The organism is Niameybacter massiliensis (assembly GCF_001282685.1).
Taxonomy (GTDB): domain Bacteria; phylum Bacillota; class Clostridia; order Lachnospirales; family Cellulosilyticaceae; genus Holtiella; species Holtiella tumoricola.
The window spans coordinates 1132279-1154043 of sequence record NZ_LN875035.1 but is presented as its reverse complement, the minus strand read 5'-3'; the positions used below and the strand labels follow the sequence as shown (position 1 = coordinate 1154043).

Below are 21765 nucleotides of genomic sequence, written 5' to 3'. Positions count from 1 at the left end.
TTAGAATATAGGCTACATGCAGTTTAGTAATCTCTCCGGCGGCGCAATCCACAAAGTGAGGGAGGCATATTTCGTAGACTTGATTCAGTGAGCTGGATAGGTGCATTCTCCGGAACCTGCCTACGTAGCTTTCAGATAAGAAATGTTCGAAATAAAAAAATAATGATTTTAGGTGTGCTGTTTGAGCGTAGCGAGTTCACACCGTTATTATTTTTGAATGAGTTACATTTCTCTGAAAGCGGAGTGTAGCAGGTGGAGGAGAATCCACCTAGCCAACTCACGCAAGTAGGCTAAATATAAGCACACCCTCATTTAAACAAATATATAATTGCAAAAATCCAGGACTGCTTCAATGATGAAGCAGTCCTGGATTTTTCTAACACTAAGGATGCATATGATACAAGGATTTATAAAGTTGTAGGGCTTGTAAGACAACCGTCTTATCACAACTACAATGTCCATAGTGAACTTTACAGTAGTGTTCAGTAAGCCAAGTTAGATCAATCCCTTGTTCAAGGAGGATATGAGATATATTAATAGGCGTCATAGAAACTTCTATTACATAGCCGTTCTTCTTGAGTCTTTTAAGAAGGCGAGAGTATATAGCTTCTAGAGCTATTTTGGGTTCTTGACGTACAATACATAGTCTCCAAAGCTGCTCTGAGAGAACTTTAGAGAGAAAATAGAGTATGAATAGAAACATAAGGCATGTAATCAATAAGAGGATAAGAGATAGTGGTGACTTCTTATTTTCTGTAGCTGGAATCGTAGGTTCAAAAATATGCCACCCATAGCCAGGAAGATAGACTTCAGGAAAGGCATGAGCATGTTTTTGTTTAATAATATAACAGCCTTTTGAGGCATCATATTCTTCGCAAACGTAGCCTTCCATATAGCGTGTAGGGATACCAGCAGCACGGCATAGCATAGTCATAGCCGAAGCAAATTGAACACAGGTTCCACGTTTACTTTCAAATAAAAAATATTCTATGGCATCTTTATCAAGAGGTGTAACAGGGGAATTTAAGTCGTAAGTAAACTCACCATTATAAAAATAATTTTGGATAGCCAAAGCTTTTTCATAAGTTGATGTTGAAGACGCTGTGATCTTTTGAGCTAAATCATAAGTTCTCTTGGTAATACTGTTAGGAATATCTAAAAAATGCAGTGTAGCCGTTTCCAGTTCATCGCTGCATTTTTTGAGAAAGTATTCATCTTCTTGAGCTTGTTGGAGATTGTGTTGTTCCCAAACTCTATCCAATAGAAAGTTAATCAATTGGTTATAGGTAGAAGGATCTAAAGATTCAATAAGTAACATTTCACGAGAATTAGAAGCTGGGAATGTATCCATATAAGAAATAACATAACCTTCATTAGGATAAGGACGTGTTTTATCATTCGCAAAGCAAATTTCTAAAGCATTTAAATACAAGTCAAGTGGAGAAAAAGGATTGCTAATAGAAATAAGGCCTGGTGGATTGAGATACATATAGTGTGAATAATTTAGAGTAGTAACATAGGCGGCATAGTAAGTAATAGGTGAAATGGGAGCCTCTAAAAGGTGAGTAAGTTCAGGCATATCTTGAAGGAGACCATTTTTTTCTAAACGCTCAATTACATTTAATAGGACTAAAGATTTTTGTTCTAGTTTTTGATTCATTTCTGACTTAGGCAATTGATAGCCAAGGCTAAGTGCTTCTCTTTTTACATGCCATGCATTCTTTTCATAGTAGTCCCAACCTCTTGTACGAAAATAAACAGGTTTGGTTGCTCTCACTTCAAAAATGGGAGTATCACTTAGTGCTGTAGGTGCACTTGTGGCTGTAGATTCTTTTGGAAGTGTAGAGGTTGTGTAGTTAGGTTGTAGGTGGTTAGTCACTTGGGTTCGAAGGAGTGTATGAATAGGATTAGATAAGTTAGAACCGGGAATAAGTAATAGACTACAGGTTAAAAAAATACACAGTAAGAGAAGGCTCATAGTACTCCAATAAGATTTAGTGCAAGGTAAGACGGTATAGGGTAGCTCTTCCGCTTCGTAGCTACAATAATACATATAAAGTAACAAGAGAATCCCCATAAAGATAAAGAGGTAGCTACTAACAGTGGGTCTGCCCATACGTATGCAGATTGTAGCAGGTAATGCACTTATCAAGATGAGCACCATTGGACGAAAATGTATAATAACAAAGTAATAGATAAGTGCGATGAACATGGAAGAAAGCATTAAAGTAGAGCTAAGAAAATAAGCAAATACAGGTTGTGGCACCATTATAAAGCTTCCTAACCATTGGGTGTATGTAAGAGATGTAATAGCCATGCTATTGAACCATTTAAACAAAAGAAAAATAACAAGTGCATAGCCACAGTAGTATACAACAGCTATATTTCCTTTTTCTTTAATTGTATGGAAGAAAAGAAAGGATAAAAATTGAATGAGAGCTATTGGAACAAGAAGGAGCCATGTAGGAAGATTAAAGCAGACATTTAGAAGCCATAAGGTTAATGTCAATGTTAGTAACAGAGTAAGTAGATGAAAAGGTGTCAAAGACCACTTATTGAAACGTAGCATACATGATGTACCTCCTTAAAGTTTGTTTGAGATATGAAGAAGCTCTCTTTGATGTAGGGCAAAAAAGTTTTTTGTATCTTGAAATATATCTTGGGTGACAGGAGAAAAAATAAGTAGTTGGCCATTTTCACCTATATTTGATTTTAGTATTAAGGGAGTTAATCGGTCAGTAAGTGGTATGTTAGAAGTTATAAAATGATAGGAAGCAAGTTGATATTGTAGGTTATATAAGGTGGATTCATTTTCTAGCTTGTAAAGATGCCATGCATCATTTTCAAATAGGCATAGTGTAGTTTGTATACCTCTTTGATAAAGGGTATAGCCTAATGATAAGAAAGCTTCTAGTAAAGAGTCTTCAAGTGCATAGTGTGAAAGTGGATCCAGTATAAGATATTTACGGCCAAGGCTAGCTGCGAGGTCTTTTTTTACCATAAGCTGATTTTTCTTAGCAGATTGTTTCCAGTGAATTTTTTGTAAGGAATCACCAGCTAGGTAGGGACGGCATTCAAAGTTTATCTCCCCAAAAGAGTGATAAGTTAAATGAGGTATCTCCAGGTCATCTTCACCATCATTTGTCCCAGTATGATTAAGAATCAAAGGATGAGAGGGATGAATCGGATAAAGTTCTGGGACTATAGTGATTATAGACTGAAAAGGTGTAAAGTCTATAAGGAGTGGTCTTGACTTTAAGCCTAGTGGATTCAACAGCTGAAGTTGATTTAACCCGATTGTTGTGACACCTCGTGCCAGTGCAGTATAGCGAATGGTAATTAGGCGTATTTCATAAGGTGCAAGAGAAAGTGCAAGGTGGCTTGAACAGTCAAGTTGAAGATTATCAGGGCATAAAAGCTCTAATTGGATTAAAGGCGTTGGGAGACAAGTTGTGTTAGTAAGTTTGAAGGTGATTGATAAAGTATCTCCTTTTTCAAGTATTTGATTGGAGAAGTGGGTGTGTATATGTATACGATTTTTAAATAGTAAAGGTAGAGAGCATGTGAGAATCATTGCTGTTAGCCAGATGCAGAGTAAAGTTATGCCAAAGGTTATATCGATGAAGAATAGGCAGATGAGTATAACTATAAGTGTCAAAATAAGATCTATTTTATTTTCCATAAAGTCCTCCAAATTAAGATTAACGGACAGGAACTTGCTCTACAATCATTTTAATAAGCTTTGTAGGTGTAAGTTTTTGATTTTTTGCTTCTTGGCTTATGATGATACGATGAGCAAGTATGGGTACAGCTAAAGCTTGAATATCATCAGGCAGTATATAATTACGATTGTCTATAAATGCTTTGGCTTTAGCAGCTTTTAACAGACTGATGCTACCACGAGGACTGACGCCTAAGGTAATGAGACAGTGACTACGTGTGGCATGAGTAATATCTAAAATATAATTTTTTAGTGAGTCATCTACATAAATTTCTTTTACTTGATCTTGAAGTTGTAAGAAAGTCTCCATAGAGCAAACAGGAGATAGTGTATGTAGAGGATTGGTATCTTGATACATATTTAGAATTTGGAGTTCACTTGATTTATTAGGATAACCAATAGAGAGTTTAATGAAAAAGCGGTCCATTTGTGCTTCAGGAAGATGATAAGTTCCATAGTTCTCAATAGGATTTTGGGTAGCAAGTACAGTAAAGGGTTTAGGTAATGTATAAGTGATACCATCTACTGTTACACGCCCTTCTTCCATAATTTCTAGAAGACTAGATTGGGTTCTAGAAGAAGCTCGATTAATCTCATCAGCAAGTAAGAAGTTACACATGCTAACACCTGCACGATATTCAAATTCCATAGTTTTTTGATTAAACATAGCAAAGCCTGTAATGTCAGAAGGGGTTACTTCCGGTGTAAATTGAATACGCTTAAAATCTCCATCTAAGACTTTGGCAAGGGTAGCTACAAGTTGGGTTTTGCCAACTCCAGGTACATCCTCGATGAGGATATGCCCTTCACTTAGAAGCCCAATCATTACTTGAATTAAAATCTCACGCTTGCCTACAATAACACGTTCTATTTGATCAATAATCTGGCTAATTTGATGATGCATATTTTCAACTCCTTAATGGGTAGGTATTACCTACTACAATCTCTATAAATAATAAAAGCGTAGGGCTAATTCATTCATTGCATAGCTTACTAAATGGATATCTTTATCGGAGCTTGAGATGTTGTAAGAGTAAGAAAAGATATGAAACAATAGAATAATGATTAAATTATAACATTTCCAAAGAAAATGGAAAAGTATGGAAATACAAAAGAAACTACCTAAATATTTAATATCTAGGTAGTTTCTTTTGTATAAGTATTTAAAAAGGTTATTGCTTAAGCAACGCTATCTCTTAAGTATGCACACATATAAGTAATGACTTCACGAATTCTGTAAAGTTCGCTTTCTTTATTACGTGTCCTCCAGATTGCTGCAAATTGAGTAAAGTAAACTTCAAGCGCAGCAGCAAGTTCTAATTTGCTCATAGTAGGAACAGCTTCTTTAGTACCTACTTTATCTTGAATTAATGTAAGAACAAAGTTATCCACTAATTGAATCGCTTTTGCAGAGATTAAGAATTCTTGAAGATCGAAGTTGTTATGACGCATTGTACCACTAAGTGCAAGAAGTTCTTTCTCTACTTGAAGAGCTGTTTCATAACCTGTAAGGATACGTTCTACATTTAAGTTAGAAAGCACTTCCACTTCATCATGTTGATTGTGTTGAAGCTCTTTCCATCTAACCACATCAGACCAGCTACAACCTTGACGGCCAGATAATTGGTGAAGTAAGCCAACAAGTGTTTCAGTTGTATCACCATATTCAAGACGAGAGATTGCTTGGTAAGTTGTTGTAAAGTCTGTTTCTTCTGTTTGAGGATTCCATGAAAGGTTAGCACCATGAATCATACCTGGCATTGAACTACCAAGGAGATTGATATGTCCATAATCGCCCCAGTCAGTGTTAAGTACACCAATTGCGCCGTGGTCTCTTCCGAACTCAACCATTCTACGAATGTTTTCAAAGGCATTCCACATAAGGTTCATGAGCATGCTCCAACCACCTACACCAGGACAAACATATTGTTCACGTCCAGTTTCAGCTATTGTTTTTACAGCATGGTCACTACAAGTAGAGCTGTAATCCCAAGTAAGGCAAATTACATCTTCTGGAATTTCATTAAGAAGCTCTGGATGGTGAAGGATAACATCTCCCCAGAACATTACTTTTTTATTATGTTGTTTTACACATGCTACAATTTTATTTAAGAAATCTACGTAAAGTCTACCTGCACCTACTTCATCAGCTTTTGCTTTACTACGTCCTTTACCAAGATCAAAAGTTTCATCACAGCAGATGTTAAATTGATCTGAGCTAAAGAGTGGAATAAACTCGTTAAGCATTTTTTCTACTAAGAGGAAGCTTCCTTCTTCAAGTGTGTTAAGTGTATGATGTGCCATACGGTCAACAAATGAGTAATCCTTTTTATCAGTAGTATCAATTTCACAAAGATGATTAAAAGATTTACTTTTTAAAATCTCATAGAAATGACCAAATGTTGAAAGAGATGGTACAAGTTCTACGTGACGTTCTTTACAGTAAGCATCAAGTAATAAAATCTCTTCAGCAGTAATTGGATCTTTGTCTACCCAAATTTCACTAAGACCAGCAAAAGCAAAGCTATGCTCGATGTAAAGTTGAATTTGGTTAAGTTTATAGAAAGCTGCACGGTCTACAAGCTCTTTAAGGGTATCAAGTGTAGCTACTTTTCCACGAGTAAGGTCATGGTAGAAACCACGATTTGCAAAGTGTGGTTCATCACAGATTGTAAGAGCTGGTACAAGTGCACCATTTTGACGGATAATTTGGCGAAGTGTTTGCACGCCATAGAACATACCAGCACCAGTTGAAGCAGAAATAGTAATTGCTTCAGATATGATAGTAAGCTCATAAGCTTCTTTATTAAAGCCTGCTTTTTTTACAAACTGAATATTAGAAGCTGAATCAGTTGCGTGATAACCTTTGCTAATAGAAAGGTTAAAGCTTGTTGCTTGTTTGATTTCATCTTGAAGTAACTTAATTGCTTTAAGATCATCAAAATCACAAGTTGCGTCTAATAAAAGAAGTGTAGAAGGTTTAATAATAAATTGGCCTTCATTAATGTTTAGGTGTTTTGGTTGTGGTAATAAGTACATGATGTTCTCCTAAAAAATGATTTAATTAGAATGTGTTGCTAGTTTCATTATATAGTTATAAGATAGATTATAAAGAGTCTATTTTGCTAGGAATTAACACAATATTGCTTTAAGGGGAATGACTATGAATGAAATCATCTATGAGCACCATCATCATCAAGATCCCAAATTTCCTATCATCTTTCACTATGATACACTGAATAAGTGTGAAGGCTTTACCATGCATTACCATGAGAATATTGAAATTTTATATTTTGTAAAAGGCAATGGTGTAGCTACTTGCGGTGCAAACCATGTAGAAGTAGGATGTGGGGATTTGCTTGTTGTCAATTCAAATGAATTACACTTTTTATATACAGCTTCAATGGAATTAGAATATTATTGTTTGATCGCAGATAAAAGTTTTTGTGAAAGCTTTGAAGTAGATGTGGAAGATTTAATTCTCCAAAATCTGATTAAAGATAATGGATTAGTTCATTATATGGAGCAGATCATAGACGAAATGGATAAACAAAAGAAACATTATAAGTCAGTGGTACAGGGCTTAGTTATTTTATTACTTGCAGAGTGTTATAGGAACTATAGTTTAGGACAACTTCAAGTTTCTGATACAACTTGGAATCATAAAATGGAGAATGTTAAAAAAGCGATTATTTATATTAAAAATCATTTCTCTGAAGCATTGACCATTGATGATATTTGTAAGCATGTAGGGTTCAGTAAGTATTACATGTGTCGTGTATTTAAAGAGATTACAGGGCAGACTGTTGTAGAATATATCAACTTCTTACGTTGTGACTATGCAAGGAACTTACTAAGCTCAGGTAAATACAATGTGAAAGAAAGTGCAGAAAAATGTGGGATTCCTAACTTATCCTACTTTAGTAAGACTTACAAAAAATATATGGGGAATTTACCTTCCAAGGAAAATATATAAGCTGCTACATCATGTGGTGGCTTTTTTGATTGTAAATGGAAGATTTCAATAAGCATCATTTGATGAAAAAAGTTAGGGTTTAGTATAAAAAAGGAAGTTATGTCTAATAATAATATGATAATATTAGTAAGAATAGATAAGATGAATGAACTTAAATGAGTGAAAATGAATGAAAATAATCATAATAAATGAATGATAATGAATGAAAATGAGGAATTAATGGTTAAAAATGATTATTTATGATTGAAAGTGATTGAAAATGATTGTACAATACAGATAAGGAAGTGATACAAATGCTGATCGAAGAGAGACAACAACTGATTTTACAAATTTTGAAGCAAAAAGGTACGGTGAGCGTAGCTGAACTAGTGGAGTTATATAATGCTTCAGAGTCTACAATTCGAAGAGATTTGGCAACGTTGGACGAAAAAGGATATCTACAAAAAATTCATGGTGGAGCAATGCTTAAAAGTGGTATAGCCACTCATATAGAACATAAAATGTCTACAAAGCAAGCAATGCATATGGAAGATAAACAACAGATTGCCAAGAAAGCAGCAAGCATTATTCAAGATGGGGATGTCATTTATTTAGATGCTGGAACAACAATAGAGGCATTAATAGATTACATTGAAGCAAACGACCTTGTAATTGTGACCAATGGGATTGGTCATGTACAAAAACTTTTACAAAAAGGTATTCAAACTATTATTCTAGGTGGTAGCGTTAAAATGAATACTGAAGCTGTAGTAGGAGCAGGTGCTGTAGCAGAACTTGAAAAGTATCAATTTACAAAAGGCTTTTTCGGGGCTAATGGTGTAAGTGCTGAACAAGGCTTTACTACACCAGATATTGAAGAAGCAATGGTCAAACAAAAAGCTTTAAATAAATGTAATGAGGCTTATGTTTTAGCAGATAATAGCAAGGTAGATGAAGTTAGTTTTGTACGTTTTGCTAGCTTAGAGCAAGCAAACTTTATTACAAATGGCAAAGTACCTTCACAGTTTTATGAACAAACAACAATTATAGAGGTGGACAATAAGCATGAACAAACTAATGATTAGTACAGTGACCCTTAACCCATCAATCGACTATTTAATTGAAGTAGATCAGTTTAAAGTGGGTGCAGTAAACCGTACAGCACAAGAAAAGATGTTTCCAGGTGGAAAAGGTATTAATGTTTCCATTGTACTTAAGAATTTAGGTGTAGATAATAAGGCACTTGGATTTGTAGCAGGATTTACAGGTCATGAAATTGGCAGACTTGTAGAAGAACACGGTGTAAAAAGTGATTTTATCGAATTAGAAGAAGGTCTATCACGTATTAACGTTAAGCTTAAGAGTGATGAAGAAACAGAGATTAATGGTAATGGACCAGCTATTTTAGATTCACATCTTAAAGCTTTATATAGTCAAATTGATACATTACAAAGTGGTGATATTTTAGTACTCGCAGGAAGTATTCCATCAACAGTACCAAGTGATATCTATAAACGTATTATGACAGACTTCAAAGAACGTGATATCCATGTGGTAGTGGATGCAACAAAGGATTTATTAATGAATGTATTAGAATGTGGTCCGTTCCTTATTAAACCAAATCATCATGAACTAGGTGAATTATTTGGTGTAACAATTACAACTCAAGATGAAGTTGTAGAGTATGCTAAAAAACTTCAAGAAAAAGGTGCAAGAAATGTGCTTGTATCTATGGCAGGTGATGGTGCTGTTTTAGTAAGTGAAACAGGTGAAGTCCTTAAACATACAGGTCTTAAAGGTGAAGTTAAAAATTCAGTAGGTGCTGGAGATTCTATGGTAGCAGGCTTTATTGCAGGATATATTCAGCATAGAAGTTATGAAGAAGCTTTCAAAATGGGTATTGCAACAGGGAGTGCATCAGCATTTTCTTATAATCTAGCAACAAAAGAAGAGGTAGAAGCTTTACTTAAATGCCTATAAAGAGATAAAAGAGGCAATAAACTATTTTTTTATAACATTGAGGGGAAATTAAACAGACTAAAGGAGTGGCAACATGAGAATTGTTGATTTAATCCGCAAAGAAGGTATGGATTTAACATTTGCTGCAGCAAATAAAGCTGAGGCTATTGATAAGCTTGTAGGTTTAATGGATCAAGCTGGTAACCTAAATAATAGAGAAGGTTACAAAGAAGGTATTTTAGCAAGAGAAGCACAAAGTACAACGGGTATTGGTGATGGGATTGCCATTCCTCATGCAAAGTCAAGTGCAGTTAAACGTCCAGGTCTTGTAGTTACAAGAAGTGTAGAAGGTGTAGATTATGAGAGTTTAGATGGACAGCCAGCTAAGATCTTCTTTATGATTGCAGCACCAGAAGGTGGCGAAAATGTACATTTAGATGTACTTTCAAGACTTTCAACTATATTAATGGATGAAGCCTTTATTGAAAGTTTATTAAATGCTAAGACTAAAGAAGATCTATTAGCCTGCATTGATGAAAAAGAAAAACAAAAGTTCCCTGATGGAGAAAAAGAAGAAGTAACAAGTGCTACGAGTAAATCAGAAGGTTACAAAGTATTAGCGGTTACAGCTTGTCCAACAGGTATTGCCCATACTTACATGGCAGCAGAAAGTTTACAAAACAAAGCAGATGATAAAGGTATTGGACTTAAAGTAGAAACAAATGGTTCTACAGGTGCAAAAAATGTATTAACAGATGCAGAGATTGCTGCTGCAACATGTATTATCGTAGCTGCAGATAAGAAAATTGAAATGGCACGTTTTGAAGGTAAAAAGGTCATTATTACAAAAGTAGCAGATGGTATTCATAAAGCAGATGAATTACTTGAACGTGCAGTACGTGGTGATGCACCAGTATATCATCATACAGGCGAAAAAGATGCTTCTACTAGCACAGGTGAAAAAGAAAGTATTGGACGTCAAATTTATAAACACCTTATGAATGGGGTATCTCATATGCTTCCATTTGTTATCGGTGGAGGTTTGTTAATTGCCTTAGCTTTCTTATTTGATGATTATTCAATTAATCCAGCTAACTTTGGTAAAAACACACCATTTGCAGCTTTCTTAAAAACAGTAGGAGAAGCGGCATTTGGATTCATGCTTCCTGTTCTTGCAGGATATATTGCAATGAGTATTGGCGAAAGACCGGCTCTTGCAATCGGTTTTGTAGGTGGATTCTTAGCTAATGCTGGTGGCGCTGGGTTCTTAGGAGCATTAGTAGCCGGTTTCGTAGCAGGTTACTTAGTAAAAGGCTTAATTAAAGTATTTAGTTATTTACCACAATCATTAGAAGGTACTAAACCAACATTATTATATCCTTTATTTGGAACACTTCTTATTGGTGCGATTATGATGTTTGTTGTCAATCCACCAGTTGCAGCAGCAAATACAGCAATCACAAACTTCTTAAATGGTATGGGTACAACAAGCCAAGTATTACTTGGAATTGTTGTAGCAGCAATGATGGCAATTGATATGGGTGGTCCAATCAATAAAGCAGCTTATGTATTTGGTGTAGCTTCATTAGAATCAGGTAATTTTGCAATTATGGCAGCTGTTATGGCTGGTGGTATGGTACCACCTCTTACTATTGCTCTAGCATCAACAATCTTTAGAAATAAATTTTCTAAAAAAGATAAAGAAGCAGGTCTTACAAATTATATTATGGGACTTTCATTCATTACAGAAGGTGCTATCCCATTTGCAGCAGCAGATCCACTTCGTGTAATTCCTTCAGCAGCCATTGGTGCAGGTATAGCTGGTGCATTAACAATGGTATTTGGTTGTACATTAAGGGCACCACATGGTGGAATCTTTGTACTTCCTGTAATTGGTAATCCACTTGGTTACGCAGCAGCAGTTGCAATCGGTGCTATTGTTGGTGCATTAATCTTAGGATTCTTAAAGAAACCAGTAGATAATAAAAATAAGAAATAAGAAATAAGAAATAAGAAATAAGAAATAAGAAATAAGAAATAAGGAAAGGTCCTGTAAGAATAGTAAAATATTCTTACAGGACTTTTTTACGTATTCTAAGATAGAATGCAAGGTATATCATTTTAGTAGTTAAGAAAGCTTAAGCTATTTAAGAACGTAAGTATGCAAGCAATGACTTTATTACTGTGATGGTATAAGTATATTTTAAGTAAAAGTAAAAAGCATAATCGAAGTCATAAATAATTATGTATATTAATATAAAATATGGTAAAATAAATGATATAATTTAGTAAAAATAATCTGGGGGATTAAAATGAGAAAGCCAAATATTATTTATATCTTAGCTGATGATATGGGATATGGAGATATCTTCTATTTAAATGAAAAATGCCCATTTGAAACAAAGTACTTTGATCAAATAGGTAGAGAGGGAATGAATTTTATTGATGCACACTCTACTTCAGCGGTTTGCACACCTTCACGATATGGTATTTTGACAGGCAGGTACAACTGGCGCTCACGCTTGAAGTCAGGTGTAGTAGGTGGATATACACCACATCTTATTGAAGATGGGAGACAGACAGTAGCTAATGTATTATCAGATGCAGGTTACTACACTGCATGTATTGGCAAGTGGCATTTAGGTATGGACTGGGCATGTCACGGTGAATTCAAGAATGTACCTAACTTTGGTGTGGTAGAAAATGTAGATTATTCACAACCTATTAAAAATGGTCCTATAGATTTTGGATTTCAATATTACTATGGTATAAGTGGTTCGTTAGATATGCCACCTTATGTTTATATTGAAAATAACTGTGTTGTTGAGTTACCTACTCATATAACAAGTAATACTGGGAAAATGTTCTGGAGAGAAGGACCAACTGCACCAGGCTTTAAGCATGAACAAGTATTGCCTGAGTTAACAGATAAAGTTTTAGAAACTATAGAACAGCATAAGGAAGAACCATTCTTTATTTATTTCCCGATACCTGCGCCACATACACCTATTTTACCAACTAAAGACTGGCAAGGTATTTCAGGAACCAATGAGTATGGCGATTTTGTAATGATGTGCGATGCGATGGTAGGAAAGGTATTAGAAAAGGTTAAAGCATGCGGCATAGAAGAAGATACAATAATTATTTATACTTCTGATAATGGATGTTCACCTAGTGCAGATTATAGGGAACTTGCAACCAAAGGACATAATCCAAGTTATATCTTTAGGGGAACCAAAGCAGATATTTATGAAGGGGGGCATCGTATACCACTTCTTATTAAATGGCCACGTATAATTAAAGCCGGAAGTATTTGTAAAGAGCCAGTTTGCTTAGTAGATTTCATGGCAACAGTTGCAGAAATATTGGAGGTTTATTTACCAGACCATATGGGTGAAGATAGTGTAAGTGAATTAGATCTTTGGAAGGGTGGAGCTACCTATGAAAGGGAAGCCATTGTTCATCAAAGTATAGACGGATCACTATCTATTCGTAAAGGAAAGTATAAGCTAGAAATGTGCAAAGGCTCTGGAGGATGGAGTGCACCTATGCCTGGATCAGAAGAAGAAGCAGCATTAGCCAGTTTCCAACTTTATGATTTAGAAGAAGATATTAGAGAACAGCATAATATATATAGTCAATATCCAAAGATTGTAGAAGAACTAAAGAACCTATTAGTGAAGTATGTCAAAGAAGGACGTAGTACACCTGGAAGTCCTCAAGCTAATAATGGTAAAGCTGTTTGGCCAACTATAAGTTGGATTGAAGAAGAATAAATTTTTGATTATATAAAAAGTCATATAGGCTAGGATAACATGATATGTATTCCTAGCCTATATGACTTTTATTTATAATATTAGAAGTTAGGTGTATTTCGAATCAGTGAGATAAAGCAATCTGTAATATCAGGATCAAATTGTGCTCCTTTACAGCGTTCTAACTCAATAATAGCTTCATCATAAGATTTCTTAGTGTTATAGACACGGTTGGAAGTCATAGCATCAAAACTATCAACGACAGTTAAAATACGTGCAAGATATGGAATTTCTTCACCTTTTAGGCCATCTGGGTAGCCGCAACCATCATAACGTTCATGATGATGGCGAACAAGAGGTCTAGCACTTTGTAGGCAATGAACATATTGAATGGTTTCTTCGCCTTTTACAGGATGTTGTTTAAGTTGGAGCCATTCATCATTGGTAAGTGGCATTTTTTTAATTAAAATAGATTCATCAATGTCAATTTTACCCACATCATGCATATAGGCGCCACATACTAGTGTACGTAGATCATCCTTACTTAGCTTTAAAGCATTACCAAGACGGCGGCTATACATTACGACGCGTTCTACATGCCCGTAAGTATATCGATCTTTTATATTAATCATATTTACTAATGTTTTAATAGAATTCAAAATATCTAAGTCTTCTTTTGCAATATTCTTTTCAAGTTCATCTAAGATAGAACTATAGGTTTCAACTCTATTCTTGTCAAAGAATTTAGCACGATAGAGTGCATCATCTGCACACTTTATGAGTTCGATACTATCTTTTGCTTGATTAGGATAAGTTGCAATACCTACGGATACAGTCAGTACATTATTAGGGAGATTTTCTTCTCCTTTAAAAGGTGTAAGCTCTACAGTTTGACGAAGTAACTCTGCAATTTTAGAACCTTTCTTATGATCATAGTTAGGAAGTAAAACGGCAAATTCTTCACCACCATATCGTGCCACAGTTCCCCTAGAAGCGACAGTAGTACTTAATAAATTTCCCATTTGGGTAAGAACTTGATCACCTTCTAAATGACCATTAAGGTCGTTATAACATTTAAAGTAGTCAATATCTAAGAAAAGAAGAGTTAAAGGTGTATCTGTTAATTTTGCATGATCGAAATCCTTTTGAAGTTGCTCGAAAAAGAAACGATGATTATAAACCTTTGTTAATCCATCATAATTTACCATATTTTCAAGCATTTCAATATGTTCACGTTCACCTTCAACATAGGTACCAAGAGTCCAAGCCGTTAAAAGAAAGACACCTGCTAAAGTCAAATCGTTTTCAAAATATGGATTTATAGTCAGGTTTTTTGCCATATATAAATCCATGCATAAAGTTGCAAAAGATGAAATGCCTGCTACATAGAGCCCACCTTTTAGACCGAGTTGAATCGTTGCGGTAATGATAATGAAAATAAACATAAATTTATTAGGGCTACTAACACCTCCAGAGAGAAGGATGATTAAAAAAATGAAAATGCCCAATGCAAAATGTTCAATAAAAGCAATGCTATTTGAATGAGCTTCATTTATAATACGTTTTGTTGAGAAGCTCCAGATATAGTACATGAGTCCTAGCACTACGGGGATTAATATTGCAAATGGAAGTAAATAGTTTTGCGAATAATTAACAGAAGTAAGATTTTGAAAAGTAATAACTGTCGGTAATAATAAACATGCTAATTTTACAATGGATAAAAGTTGTTCAATACGTTTTTGTTTGAGCTCTTTAGATGGCATAAAAGTAGGTCTCCTTGATAATTATAAAGACCGACAAAGTCGGTCTTTACGTAGGTTACAGATTATTCTTCTCTTAAACTTTTTGGTTCTTCAGGTTGGTAAAATGCCCACATACAAGCAGAAGAAGCTGTAAAAGATGCAAATAAAGTTGCTACAGCAGCAAGAGTCATTAATAATTTGTGGTTAATACGTTTCATAATTGATTTCCCCTTTTACATTTTAAAATTTTAATAGTATTAGATATATAAATTAAAACATGATCTATACATTCAGCAAAGTTGTGACCTAAATTGGTCAATGTAAATACTTGCCAACCCATACCTACCATTAAACAGATACTATATATTATAAAGTTAGGGTTAGATATAAAAGAATAGGCATAAAGTAAGATAGATACAATGATAAAATAGATTACTAGCATAATGAGAGATCTTTGTTTCAATTTTCTTTGTCTATGAGCGCTCTTTATAGGTTTATTAATGCTTGTAACAGGAGCTTTTTTATAGATAACATAGAAGCCCCAGCTAAAAAGGACAATACCTATGCAGATAAGTATAGGTATTGTAGTAATAAAGCCAAACCAATAACCCAATAACCCACCTAATATGGAAATAAGAGTGCCTATGATTAGGCAGCGTTCAGGAGAAGTAGCATGTACTCCTCCTGAACATTTTCTAAGAAACACAATACTGAAGGAGACAATGAGAGATTCCGTCATGATCCCTAAAATTAAACCTATGATCATAACAAGACCTATAGAAAGTATGGTTTGTAAAAGAGTAAATAAGCCATAAGCTATAACATTAGTTTGTTCCTCAGTATAATGAAGCGTTTCACCTATATGATTAGCAAGCTTTTCATTAAACTTTTCAATCCCCATTTCTTACAGCCTCTTTCCTATGCCTTTTTAAAATATAGCATATATATAGTATAAGGGCGCTAAAAGCTAAAGAAGGAAGTCCATATAATAATTTAGTAGTAGGATTTGCAAAAATAGCTTCGAGTTCTTTTCCTAAGCATAATTGAATCCAGACCATATTGAGTAGTTCAGATATATATTGAATAAGCGTAGTAAGAAACGTAGCACGAATAGCCTGTAATAAATCTATTTTATGGAATCCTATAATAATCAAGGTAGTAGCTACTACTCCTAAAAGTGTATGTATACCAAAGGTAATAGGTAGACAACGAATTAAATATACTGTAATAGCCATACAAAGAATAGATTTAAGCATATTATTTTTTTGCATAGGCTTATTTGAAAAAATATGTGCACCGATCATAAATAATATGGCATCAGGAATTACTCTAAAAAAGAATTCCATAAGAGTAAGTTGTAGCATAATTAAATATCCTCCTTAATAGTAGATAATAATTGAGTCGAGGCAGATTTAAGTCCTTGATAAATTACAATAAAAGGTAAAATACGAATCAGTACATCACCTATACTTAACACACTGTAACCTAAGTCGATGAAATCCGTTAACATTTTTAACTTAGTGGTCTGATCTCCGAAGATATGCAATTGATCTGCAACACCAAACATTTCTGGTGAGGAATAACCTGTCCATAATGAAAGTGTAGGGAATACGGGCATTTTGCCATGATTAGCCCAAATAGCTAAGTCATTGCACCAACCGCCTAAAAGGACACATCCAGAACCTATAAGGGCATATTTATAAAGGTTATATCTATAGACAATAAACAAGGTTGAACACAGATATATACTTTTAAAAAGCCCTGTGAAAGCTAAAAAGCTGTAATTACCATTAAAGATTAAAATTTGCATAATCCAATAAAAAGCTTCACAAAGGAAGATAGGATAAAATGCTTTTTCAGTCCATAAAAGCTTGAGCTGAGATCCTTTTTTATAGCTAATAAATAATACAAGTAATAAGGTTTCAATCATAATTCACCTATCAAAATTAAAAAATAATATGTATAAAAGTGTAATCCTAGAAGACTACTAATGTGTATAGTATATTACATGTTTACAAAATTATCTACATTTATTGTATTAAAAAAGATATAGTTGTATATATATTTTTAGGAGTATTACATATAGATATATTTAATATAAGTATAAAAATTTGTGTAATATAAAGTTTAGCAATTGCAAAGAGGTTAGGAATTCAATATGGTATGAATAGGGATAAAAGGTAAGAAGGTGAAGAAATGAAGAAACTTGGTGTTGAACAAACGGCAAGTTATGAGGTGACAATTAAAAAGTGTAAGTGGTTAGTTCACCACTTACACTTTTTCAATTAACAAAATATAAAATATCTGAATAAGGACGTTGAATAATACCAGAAGGGTGGTTCACAACGCGACCTTTAAAATACAGAGTGGTAGATCCGCCACCATCTAGGGCATAGGCAAAGCTGCATCCAAGCTCTAGAAGAATATTTGCGGCTTCTAGATAAGACATACCGGGGCAGTCCTTGCGTCTCCCATCAGCAACTAAGAAGATATATTCGTAAGCTTCCTTCTGACCAATAATAGTACGTGGTGCACGGTCTGTACTAAACCATAGACGCTCCACATAATTGGTAACTTGTCCATTTACAATAAGGTCAGGGCAAAAATCCCATGTATGTAAGGCACCATCTTCTAATATTTGTTGTGCAGTACGCTTACTATATTCTCCAATAAAGAGTGTACCATCCTTGCGCATCTCAAGAGGGGCGCAGTCAAAAACTTTATCACGATAGATGACCCCATTTCGAATGATAATCCCAGCTTCACTGAATCCCGTTGCAGTCCCATTAACGGCAAAGATAGCTTGATTTTGGCGTGCCATGGCACTGACAAATTGCTTTTTCTTTCCAGGGAAGGTATCGTGGGCAAAAGCTGAGTTCACTTGCTTCATATCTTTTACTGTAATAGTAGCAATCCAGTACTCTTGTTGTAGTTTAGCATTTTCAACATGTTCAAGATTAACTTTTAATGTGTCGGATTCATAGGTGTCACTTTTACAATTATGTAATACATTAAAAATCCCAACTAGGCTTAGGAGACCTAAGGAAAGGATAAGGATTAGGATATAGAGGAAACGTCTCTTCACTTCATAAACCTCCTTGTATAAGTGAATATGGATTTAAACTTCCTTATTCATTATACAGGGACGAATCATCTTAAGAAATGATACAAAAGGATAGAAGATAGACCTCAAGAAGTGTCTATATACTTCTAAAATATAGTCACTTCTTGAGGCACATGAAGATGTTTTTGCAATGTATAAGCACGGTAAGTGTCCCGCAAGAAGCAGCGATCAGGTAGTCTGATAGGGATAACTTCTTCATTATAAAGGAGAAAACTATCATTTTGTAAGGTATGAATGTAGTCCATATTGACTACAATGCCACGGTAACATTGAAGGAAACAGGCTTCCTCTTTGACCAACTTGAGGAATTGCTTAAAAGACATATAGGTTTTTAAAGTATCAGAGGTCGTATGAATCTGTATACCATTATGGATAGTATCCACATACATAATATCATCTACAAAGATTAATGTGGAGATACGATTAACGACCACTTCGATAAAAGGTCTTAGCGTAACAGTTGGAGTAGGGCATAAGCTGAGCGCCGTTTCTACATTAGAATATGTGAACGGTTTAAGTAAGTAATAATTAGCTTGGACAGTATAACCTTCGATAGCATAGTCTGTACTATGACTTGTTAAGATCAAATTTACACTTTGATCAACAGTACGGATATATTCAGCAGCTACAAGATTAGGCGTATGAGGTATATCCATGCTTAAAAAGATAAAAGTATAGATATTTTTTGAGAAAGTTTGAAAAAATGAGTCTGAATCTGGAAAAGAATAAATAGATAATTCACCCATAAAGTTTCTGAAGTAGTGAACAATAAAATCTTTAAGCAATGTGGTGCAGGTATTATCAGACTCAATAAGAGCAATAACCATAGGTATACCTCCTTAGTGTTGAGTATGGGAGTGTATATTTGAATGCTAAAAGTATATTAAGATGGAATGCATATATTATTACAATAAAGGTATATTAGAATGTAATTAAAATATATATTTGTATAAAAACTTTGAACCTTATTAATATCATTTTATACTACGTTGGTTGTATATGACAATATAATATTTTAATATTTTAATATATTAAATGGTAAAATATACCATATTGTAGAAAAAGGTAAGGGGAAGATAGAAGTGAATAAAGGAAATCCGGTAAAAATAGTGGGGAGAAAGGCTAAGTGGAAGTTAGCCAATATAGAAATGTATCCACTTACTATTGTCACCGCGCCTATGGGCTATGGGAAAACATTAGCTGTACACAATGCATGTAGCCAAAGTAAGGCAAAGGTGGAATGGTATGATGAGAAGCAAACATTATGGTATCCAGTCACACAGTATTCAGAACCAACTTGGATTATACTAGATAACTATCATAAGATACCTGATGTGTATAAATATTATGAGCAACTACTACAAATTGTTGAGCAAGCGATAGAGAACTTACACATTGTATTAATTACACGTACAATACCACTTATAGCCATTGAGGAAATGCGCATTAAGAATCAGTGTCAAATAATAGATTGTGATGATCTAAAGCTTACTTCAGAAGAAATTAAAGAATATTTTGAGAGTAACAGTGTTGAAATGGAAGCAAATGAAGCACAGCAAATTGCTTATTATGTAGGGGGATGGCCAACGGCTATCTATTTAATGAAAGAAAATTATATGAAATATAATCAGCTTAATCATAGGTATAATCTATACAAGGTGATTAAGGAAGGGATATACAATATTTATGATGAAGGGTATCAAAAGCTGATTATAGCATTAGCAGGTATTGGTCCATTTAAAATGAGTGAGTGGATTCATATGCCAGATTATGCAAAGGTGTTAAAAGGGATTGAAAAACTTTTAGAAGATAATATATTGAAGTATGACTATAAAGGGGAATGTTATAGATTACTGCCTATCTTTACAGAGTTTTTAAAAGAAGAGCTTGTTTTACATGCGCAAGGTAGACTGCAAAGTACTTGTGAGTATATTGCCAAGTGGTATCTAGTCAAGCAAGATTGGAACACAGCCTTTACATACCTTATACAAAGTGGCAACCATGAGAGTATACTCAAATGTTTACAAGATGAAATGAGATATAAGTACGAAGATATAGATTTAGAAATGCTAGCTAATGTATTTCACAAAATAGATCATCAACTTCTACAAAATTATCCTATAGCGTGTCTTAAAATGATTTATTATCATCTACTTTATAAGGATGCTGTCTATGCTAAGAACTATATGGATCAAGTAGAGGTAGGTTTTAGAACAGTTAATGCTTATGATGCACCACTTATGAATAGAGTCATAGGGGAACTCTATGCCATCCGTAGTATTGTAGCAAGCGAAACAGTGGAAGAGATTATAGAGAATGTAGACAAAGTAGAAGAGTTCATTCCCGAAGGCTCTATTGTTGTCAATGTAATAGATATTATACATAAGCATAGTATGTACATTAGTTATAGATACCATATTACACCAGAGAGGTACCAAGGTAATAAGCGAGAAATGACAAAGGTTGTTAAAGCACATAATATGCTTAGTCAGGGGTACAGTATAGAACTACGCTATTTACTTTATGCAGAGCATTACCTTTACCGAGGGGAATGGAGTGAGTCTAAGAAATGTGCCTATAAGCTCTTTTATAAGGCAGAGATGGGACAAAACTATATTATGAGACTTTGTAGTGAGCTGATTCTAGCAAGGATTGCTCTTGCTCAGCAAGATGAAATCAAGTGTCAAAGATATATCAAAAATATAGAGTTATATACAGCCTACAGTACCAGTGAATCCCTAGAAGAAATGCGTAAAATGGGATTATGGTATATCAAAGGTTGCCTCACCATTGATAAAGACCAACTAAAAGAAAGAGACGTTAATAATATCCTAAAAACTTGTTATGAGAAAAAGATAGGCATCAGTAGTTACATAGCTTATGCTCAAATTCTGATGAATCAAGATGAAATTCTTAAATTAGAAATTTTACAAGATGTAGTTGGTGAATACTTTATCAAGAAGAGCAATCGGTTTGGACAAATTTATTACTACCTATTTGAAAGTATTCTAAAGCTTAGATTAGGCAATGTATGTGAAGCTAAAGCCAACCTAAAAAAAGGACTTGGAATAGCAAAAGAAGACTATATTATCCTGCCTTACCGAGAGCATTTAACTTCTCTAAGGCCTTTATTAGAAGGCTTGCAACAAGATAGTATGGTAGGAAGTCATGTAAGTGAAATTTTAAAAGAAGCCAGCTCTAAACCTATTGTAGCCTTAGAAAAGTCAACTATTGAAGAAAATAGAGGGAGTACTTGGGGACTTACAAAGAGAGAGTTCCAAATTACCGAGCTGATTAAAGAAGGATTGACCAATAAGCAAATTGCAGAACAACTTTATGTAGCTAATGTAACCGTAGCCAAGACGACCTCCAATATTTACAAAAAATTAGGAGTAAGCAATCGTATAGAAATGATACGTAAAATGGGATGAAATAACAATTCTTCCAAAAAAGGATATAAATATATACGTATATAAGTGATAAAGGTGTATATAGATAGATAATTTACG

Annotated in this window: 17 protein-coding genes; 6 read left to right on the top strand and 11 right to left on the bottom strand. The window is 34.4% G+C overall.

Annotated elements, in window-relative coordinates; all coding sequences use genetic code 11:
• Positions 1-382: 382 nt before the first annotated feature.
• From BN2390_RS11065 to BN2390_RS11050, 4 genes are all read right to left on the bottom strand, one after another.
• Complete coding sequence (locus tag BN2390_RS11065; RefSeq protein WP_053984411.1) at positions 383-2569, bottom strand: transglutaminase-like domain-containing protein; 2187 nt, start codon at positions 2567-2569, stop codon at positions 383-385.
• Positions 2570-2584: 15 nt separating this feature from the next.
• Positions 2585-3682 carry a DUF58 domain-containing protein gene (locus BN2390_RS11060; protein ID WP_053984410.1) on the bottom strand — a complete coding sequence of 366 codons (1098 nt, stop codon included), beginning with the start codon at positions 3680-3682 and terminating at the stop codon, positions 2585-2587.
• Between the two features lie 19 nt (positions 3683-3701).
• A complete protein-coding gene (locus BN2390_RS11055) occupies positions 3702-4625 on the bottom strand; it encodes an AAA family ATPase (protein WP_053984409.1) in 924 nt (307 codons plus the stop codon).
• Positions 4626-4900: 275 nt separating this feature from the next.
• Positions 4901-6760: a glycoside hydrolase family 20 zincin-like fold domain-containing protein gene (locus tag BN2390_RS11050; protein WP_053984408.1), complete on the bottom strand. Its 1860-nt coding sequence runs from the start codon at positions 6758-6760 to the stop codon at positions 4901-4903.
• Between the two features lie 124 nt (positions 6761-6884).
• Here BN2390_RS11050 and BN2390_RS11045 point away from each other — a divergent pair, with 124 nt between their 5' ends.
• The 5 genes from BN2390_RS11045 (at position 6885) to BN2390_RS11025 (ending at position 13411) form a co-directional block, all read left to right on the top strand.
• Positions 6885-7697, top strand: a complete 813-nt coding sequence (locus BN2390_RS11045) for an AraC family transcriptional regulator (protein WP_053984407.1) — start codon at positions 6885-6887, stop codon at positions 7695-7697.
• 293 nt (positions 7698-7990) lie between these two features.
• Positions 7991-8761, top strand: coding sequence for a DeoR/GlpR family DNA-binding transcription regulator (locus BN2390_RS11040; RefSeq protein ID WP_053984406.1), 771 nt, complete (start codon positions 7991-7993; stop codon positions 8759-8761).
• A complete protein-coding gene (gene pfkB / locus BN2390_RS11035; RefSeq protein WP_053986308.1) occupies positions 8754-9656 on the top strand; it encodes a 1-phosphofructokinase in 903 nt (300 codons plus the stop codon). Before BN2390_RS11040 ends, pfkB begins: the two co-directional genes overlap by 8 nt.
• Before the next feature lie 73 nt (positions 9657-9729).
• Complete coding sequence (locus BN2390_RS11030; RefSeq protein ID WP_053984405.1) at positions 9730-11634, top strand: PTS fructose transporter subunit IIABC; 1905 nt, start codon at positions 9730-9732, stop codon at positions 11632-11634.
• Between the two features lie 313 nt (positions 11635-11947).
• The gene (locus tag BN2390_RS11025; RefSeq protein ID WP_053984404.1) at positions 11948-13411 is read left to right on the top strand and encodes a sulfatase family protein; all 1464 of its coding nucleotides are present in this window, start codon (positions 11948-11950) and stop codon (positions 13409-13411) included.
• Between the two features lie 80 nt (positions 13412-13491).
• Here the strand turns inward: BN2390_RS11025 and BN2390_RS11020 are convergent, their stop codons facing one another.
• The 7 genes from BN2390_RS11020 to BN2390_RS10990 form a co-directional block, all read right to left on the bottom strand.
• Positions 13492-15153: a bifunctional diguanylate cyclase/phosphohydrolase gene (locus BN2390_RS11020; protein WP_053984403.1), complete on the bottom strand. Its 1662-nt coding sequence runs from the start codon at positions 15151-15153 to the stop codon at positions 13492-13494.
• Between the two features lie 62 nt (positions 15154-15215).
• Entirely contained in the window at positions 15216-15350 is a 135-nt protein-coding gene (locus BN2390_RS11015; RefSeq protein ID WP_053984402.1) for a cyclic lactone autoinducer peptide, read from the bottom strand.
• Positions 15347-16033, bottom strand: coding sequence for an accessory gene regulator ArgB-like protein (locus tag BN2390_RS11010; RefSeq protein ID WP_053984401.1), 687 nt, complete (start codon positions 16031-16033; stop codon positions 15347-15349). Before BN2390_RS11010 ends, BN2390_RS11015 begins: the two co-directional genes overlap by 4 nt.
• Positions 16023-16496 (bottom strand): hypothetical protein, encoded by a 474-nt coding sequence (locus BN2390_RS11005; protein WP_053984400.1) that lies wholly within the window; start codon positions 16494-16496, stop codon positions 16023-16025. Before BN2390_RS11005 ends, BN2390_RS11010 begins: the two co-directional genes overlap by 11 nt.
• A 2-nt stretch (positions 16497-16498) precedes the next feature.
• On the bottom strand, positions 16499-17062 hold the full coding sequence (locus tag BN2390_RS11000; RefSeq protein WP_053984399.1) for a DUF5317 family protein: 564 nt from the start codon (positions 17060-17062) through the stop codon (positions 16499-16501).
• 351 nt (positions 17063-17413) lie between these two features.
• Positions 17414-18217, bottom strand: coding sequence for a phosphodiester glycosidase family protein (locus BN2390_RS10995; RefSeq protein WP_053984398.1), 804 nt, complete (start codon positions 18215-18217; stop codon positions 17414-17416).
• Positions 18218-18342: 125 nt separating this feature from the next.
• The gene (locus tag BN2390_RS10990; RefSeq protein WP_053984397.1) at positions 18343-19083 is read right to left on the bottom strand and encodes a LytR/AlgR family response regulator transcription factor; all 741 of its coding nucleotides are present in this window, start codon (positions 19081-19083) and stop codon (positions 18343-18345) included.
• A gap of 255 nt (positions 19084-19338) precedes the next feature.
• Here BN2390_RS10990 and BN2390_RS10985 point away from each other — a divergent pair, with 255 nt between their 5' ends.
• Positions 19339-21687, top strand: a complete 2349-nt coding sequence (locus BN2390_RS10985) for a LuxR C-terminal-related transcriptional regulator (RefSeq protein ID WP_053984396.1) — start codon at positions 19339-19341, stop codon at positions 21685-21687.
• The last annotated feature ends 78 nt before the right edge of the window (positions 21688-21765 follow it).

Coding starts and splice junctions, on each gene's coding strand:
- BN2390_RS11065 (WP_053984411.1), bottom strand. CDS start 2,569: ATGCTACGTTTCAATAAGTGGTCTTTGACACCTTTTCATCTACTTACT.
- BN2390_RS11060 (WP_053984410.1), bottom strand. CDS start 3,682: ATGGAAAATAAAATAGATCTTATTTTGACACTTATAGTTATACTCATC.
- BN2390_RS11055 (WP_053984409.1), bottom strand. CDS start 4,625: ATGCATCATCAAATTAGCCAGATTATTGATCAAATAGAACGTGTTATT.
- BN2390_RS11050 (WP_053984408.1), bottom strand. CDS start 6,760: ATGTACTTATTACCACAACCAAAACACCTAAACATTAATGAAGGCCAA.
- BN2390_RS11045 (WP_053984407.1), top strand. CDS start 6,885: ATGAATGAAATCATCTATGAGCACCATCATCATCAAGATCCCAAATTT.
- BN2390_RS11040 (WP_053984406.1), top strand. CDS start 7,991: ATGCTGATCGAAGAGAGACAACAACTGATTTTACAAATTTTGAAGCAA.
- pfkB (WP_053986308.1), top strand. CDS start 8,754: ATGATTAGTACAGTGACCCTTAACCCATCAATCGACTATTTAATTGAA.
- BN2390_RS11030 (WP_053984405.1), top strand. CDS start 9,730: ATGAGAATTGTTGATTTAATCCGCAAAGAAGGTATGGATTTAACATTT.
- BN2390_RS11025 (WP_053984404.1), top strand. CDS start 11,948: ATGAGAAAGCCAAATATTATTTATATCTTAGCTGATGATATGGGATAT.
- BN2390_RS11020 (WP_053984403.1), bottom strand. CDS start 15,153: ATGCCATCTAAAGAGCTCAAACAAAAACGTATTGAACAACTTTTATCC.
- BN2390_RS11015 (WP_053984402.1), bottom strand. CDS start 15,350: ATGAAACGTATTAACCACAAATTATTAATGACTCTTGCTGCTGTAGCA.
- BN2390_RS11010 (WP_053984401.1), bottom strand. CDS start 16,033: ATGGGGATTGAAAAGTTTAATGAAAAGCTTGCTAATCATATAGGTGAA.
- BN2390_RS11005 (WP_053984400.1), bottom strand. CDS start 16,496: ATGCTACAACTTACTCTTATGGAATTCTTTTTTAGAGTAATTCCTGAT.
- BN2390_RS11000 (WP_053984399.1), bottom strand. CDS start 17,062: ATGATTGAAACCTTATTACTTGTATTATTTATTAGCTATAAAAAAGGA.
- BN2390_RS10990 (WP_053984397.1), bottom strand. CDS start 19,083: ATGGTTATTGCTCTTATTGAGTCTGATAATACCTGCACCACATTGCTT.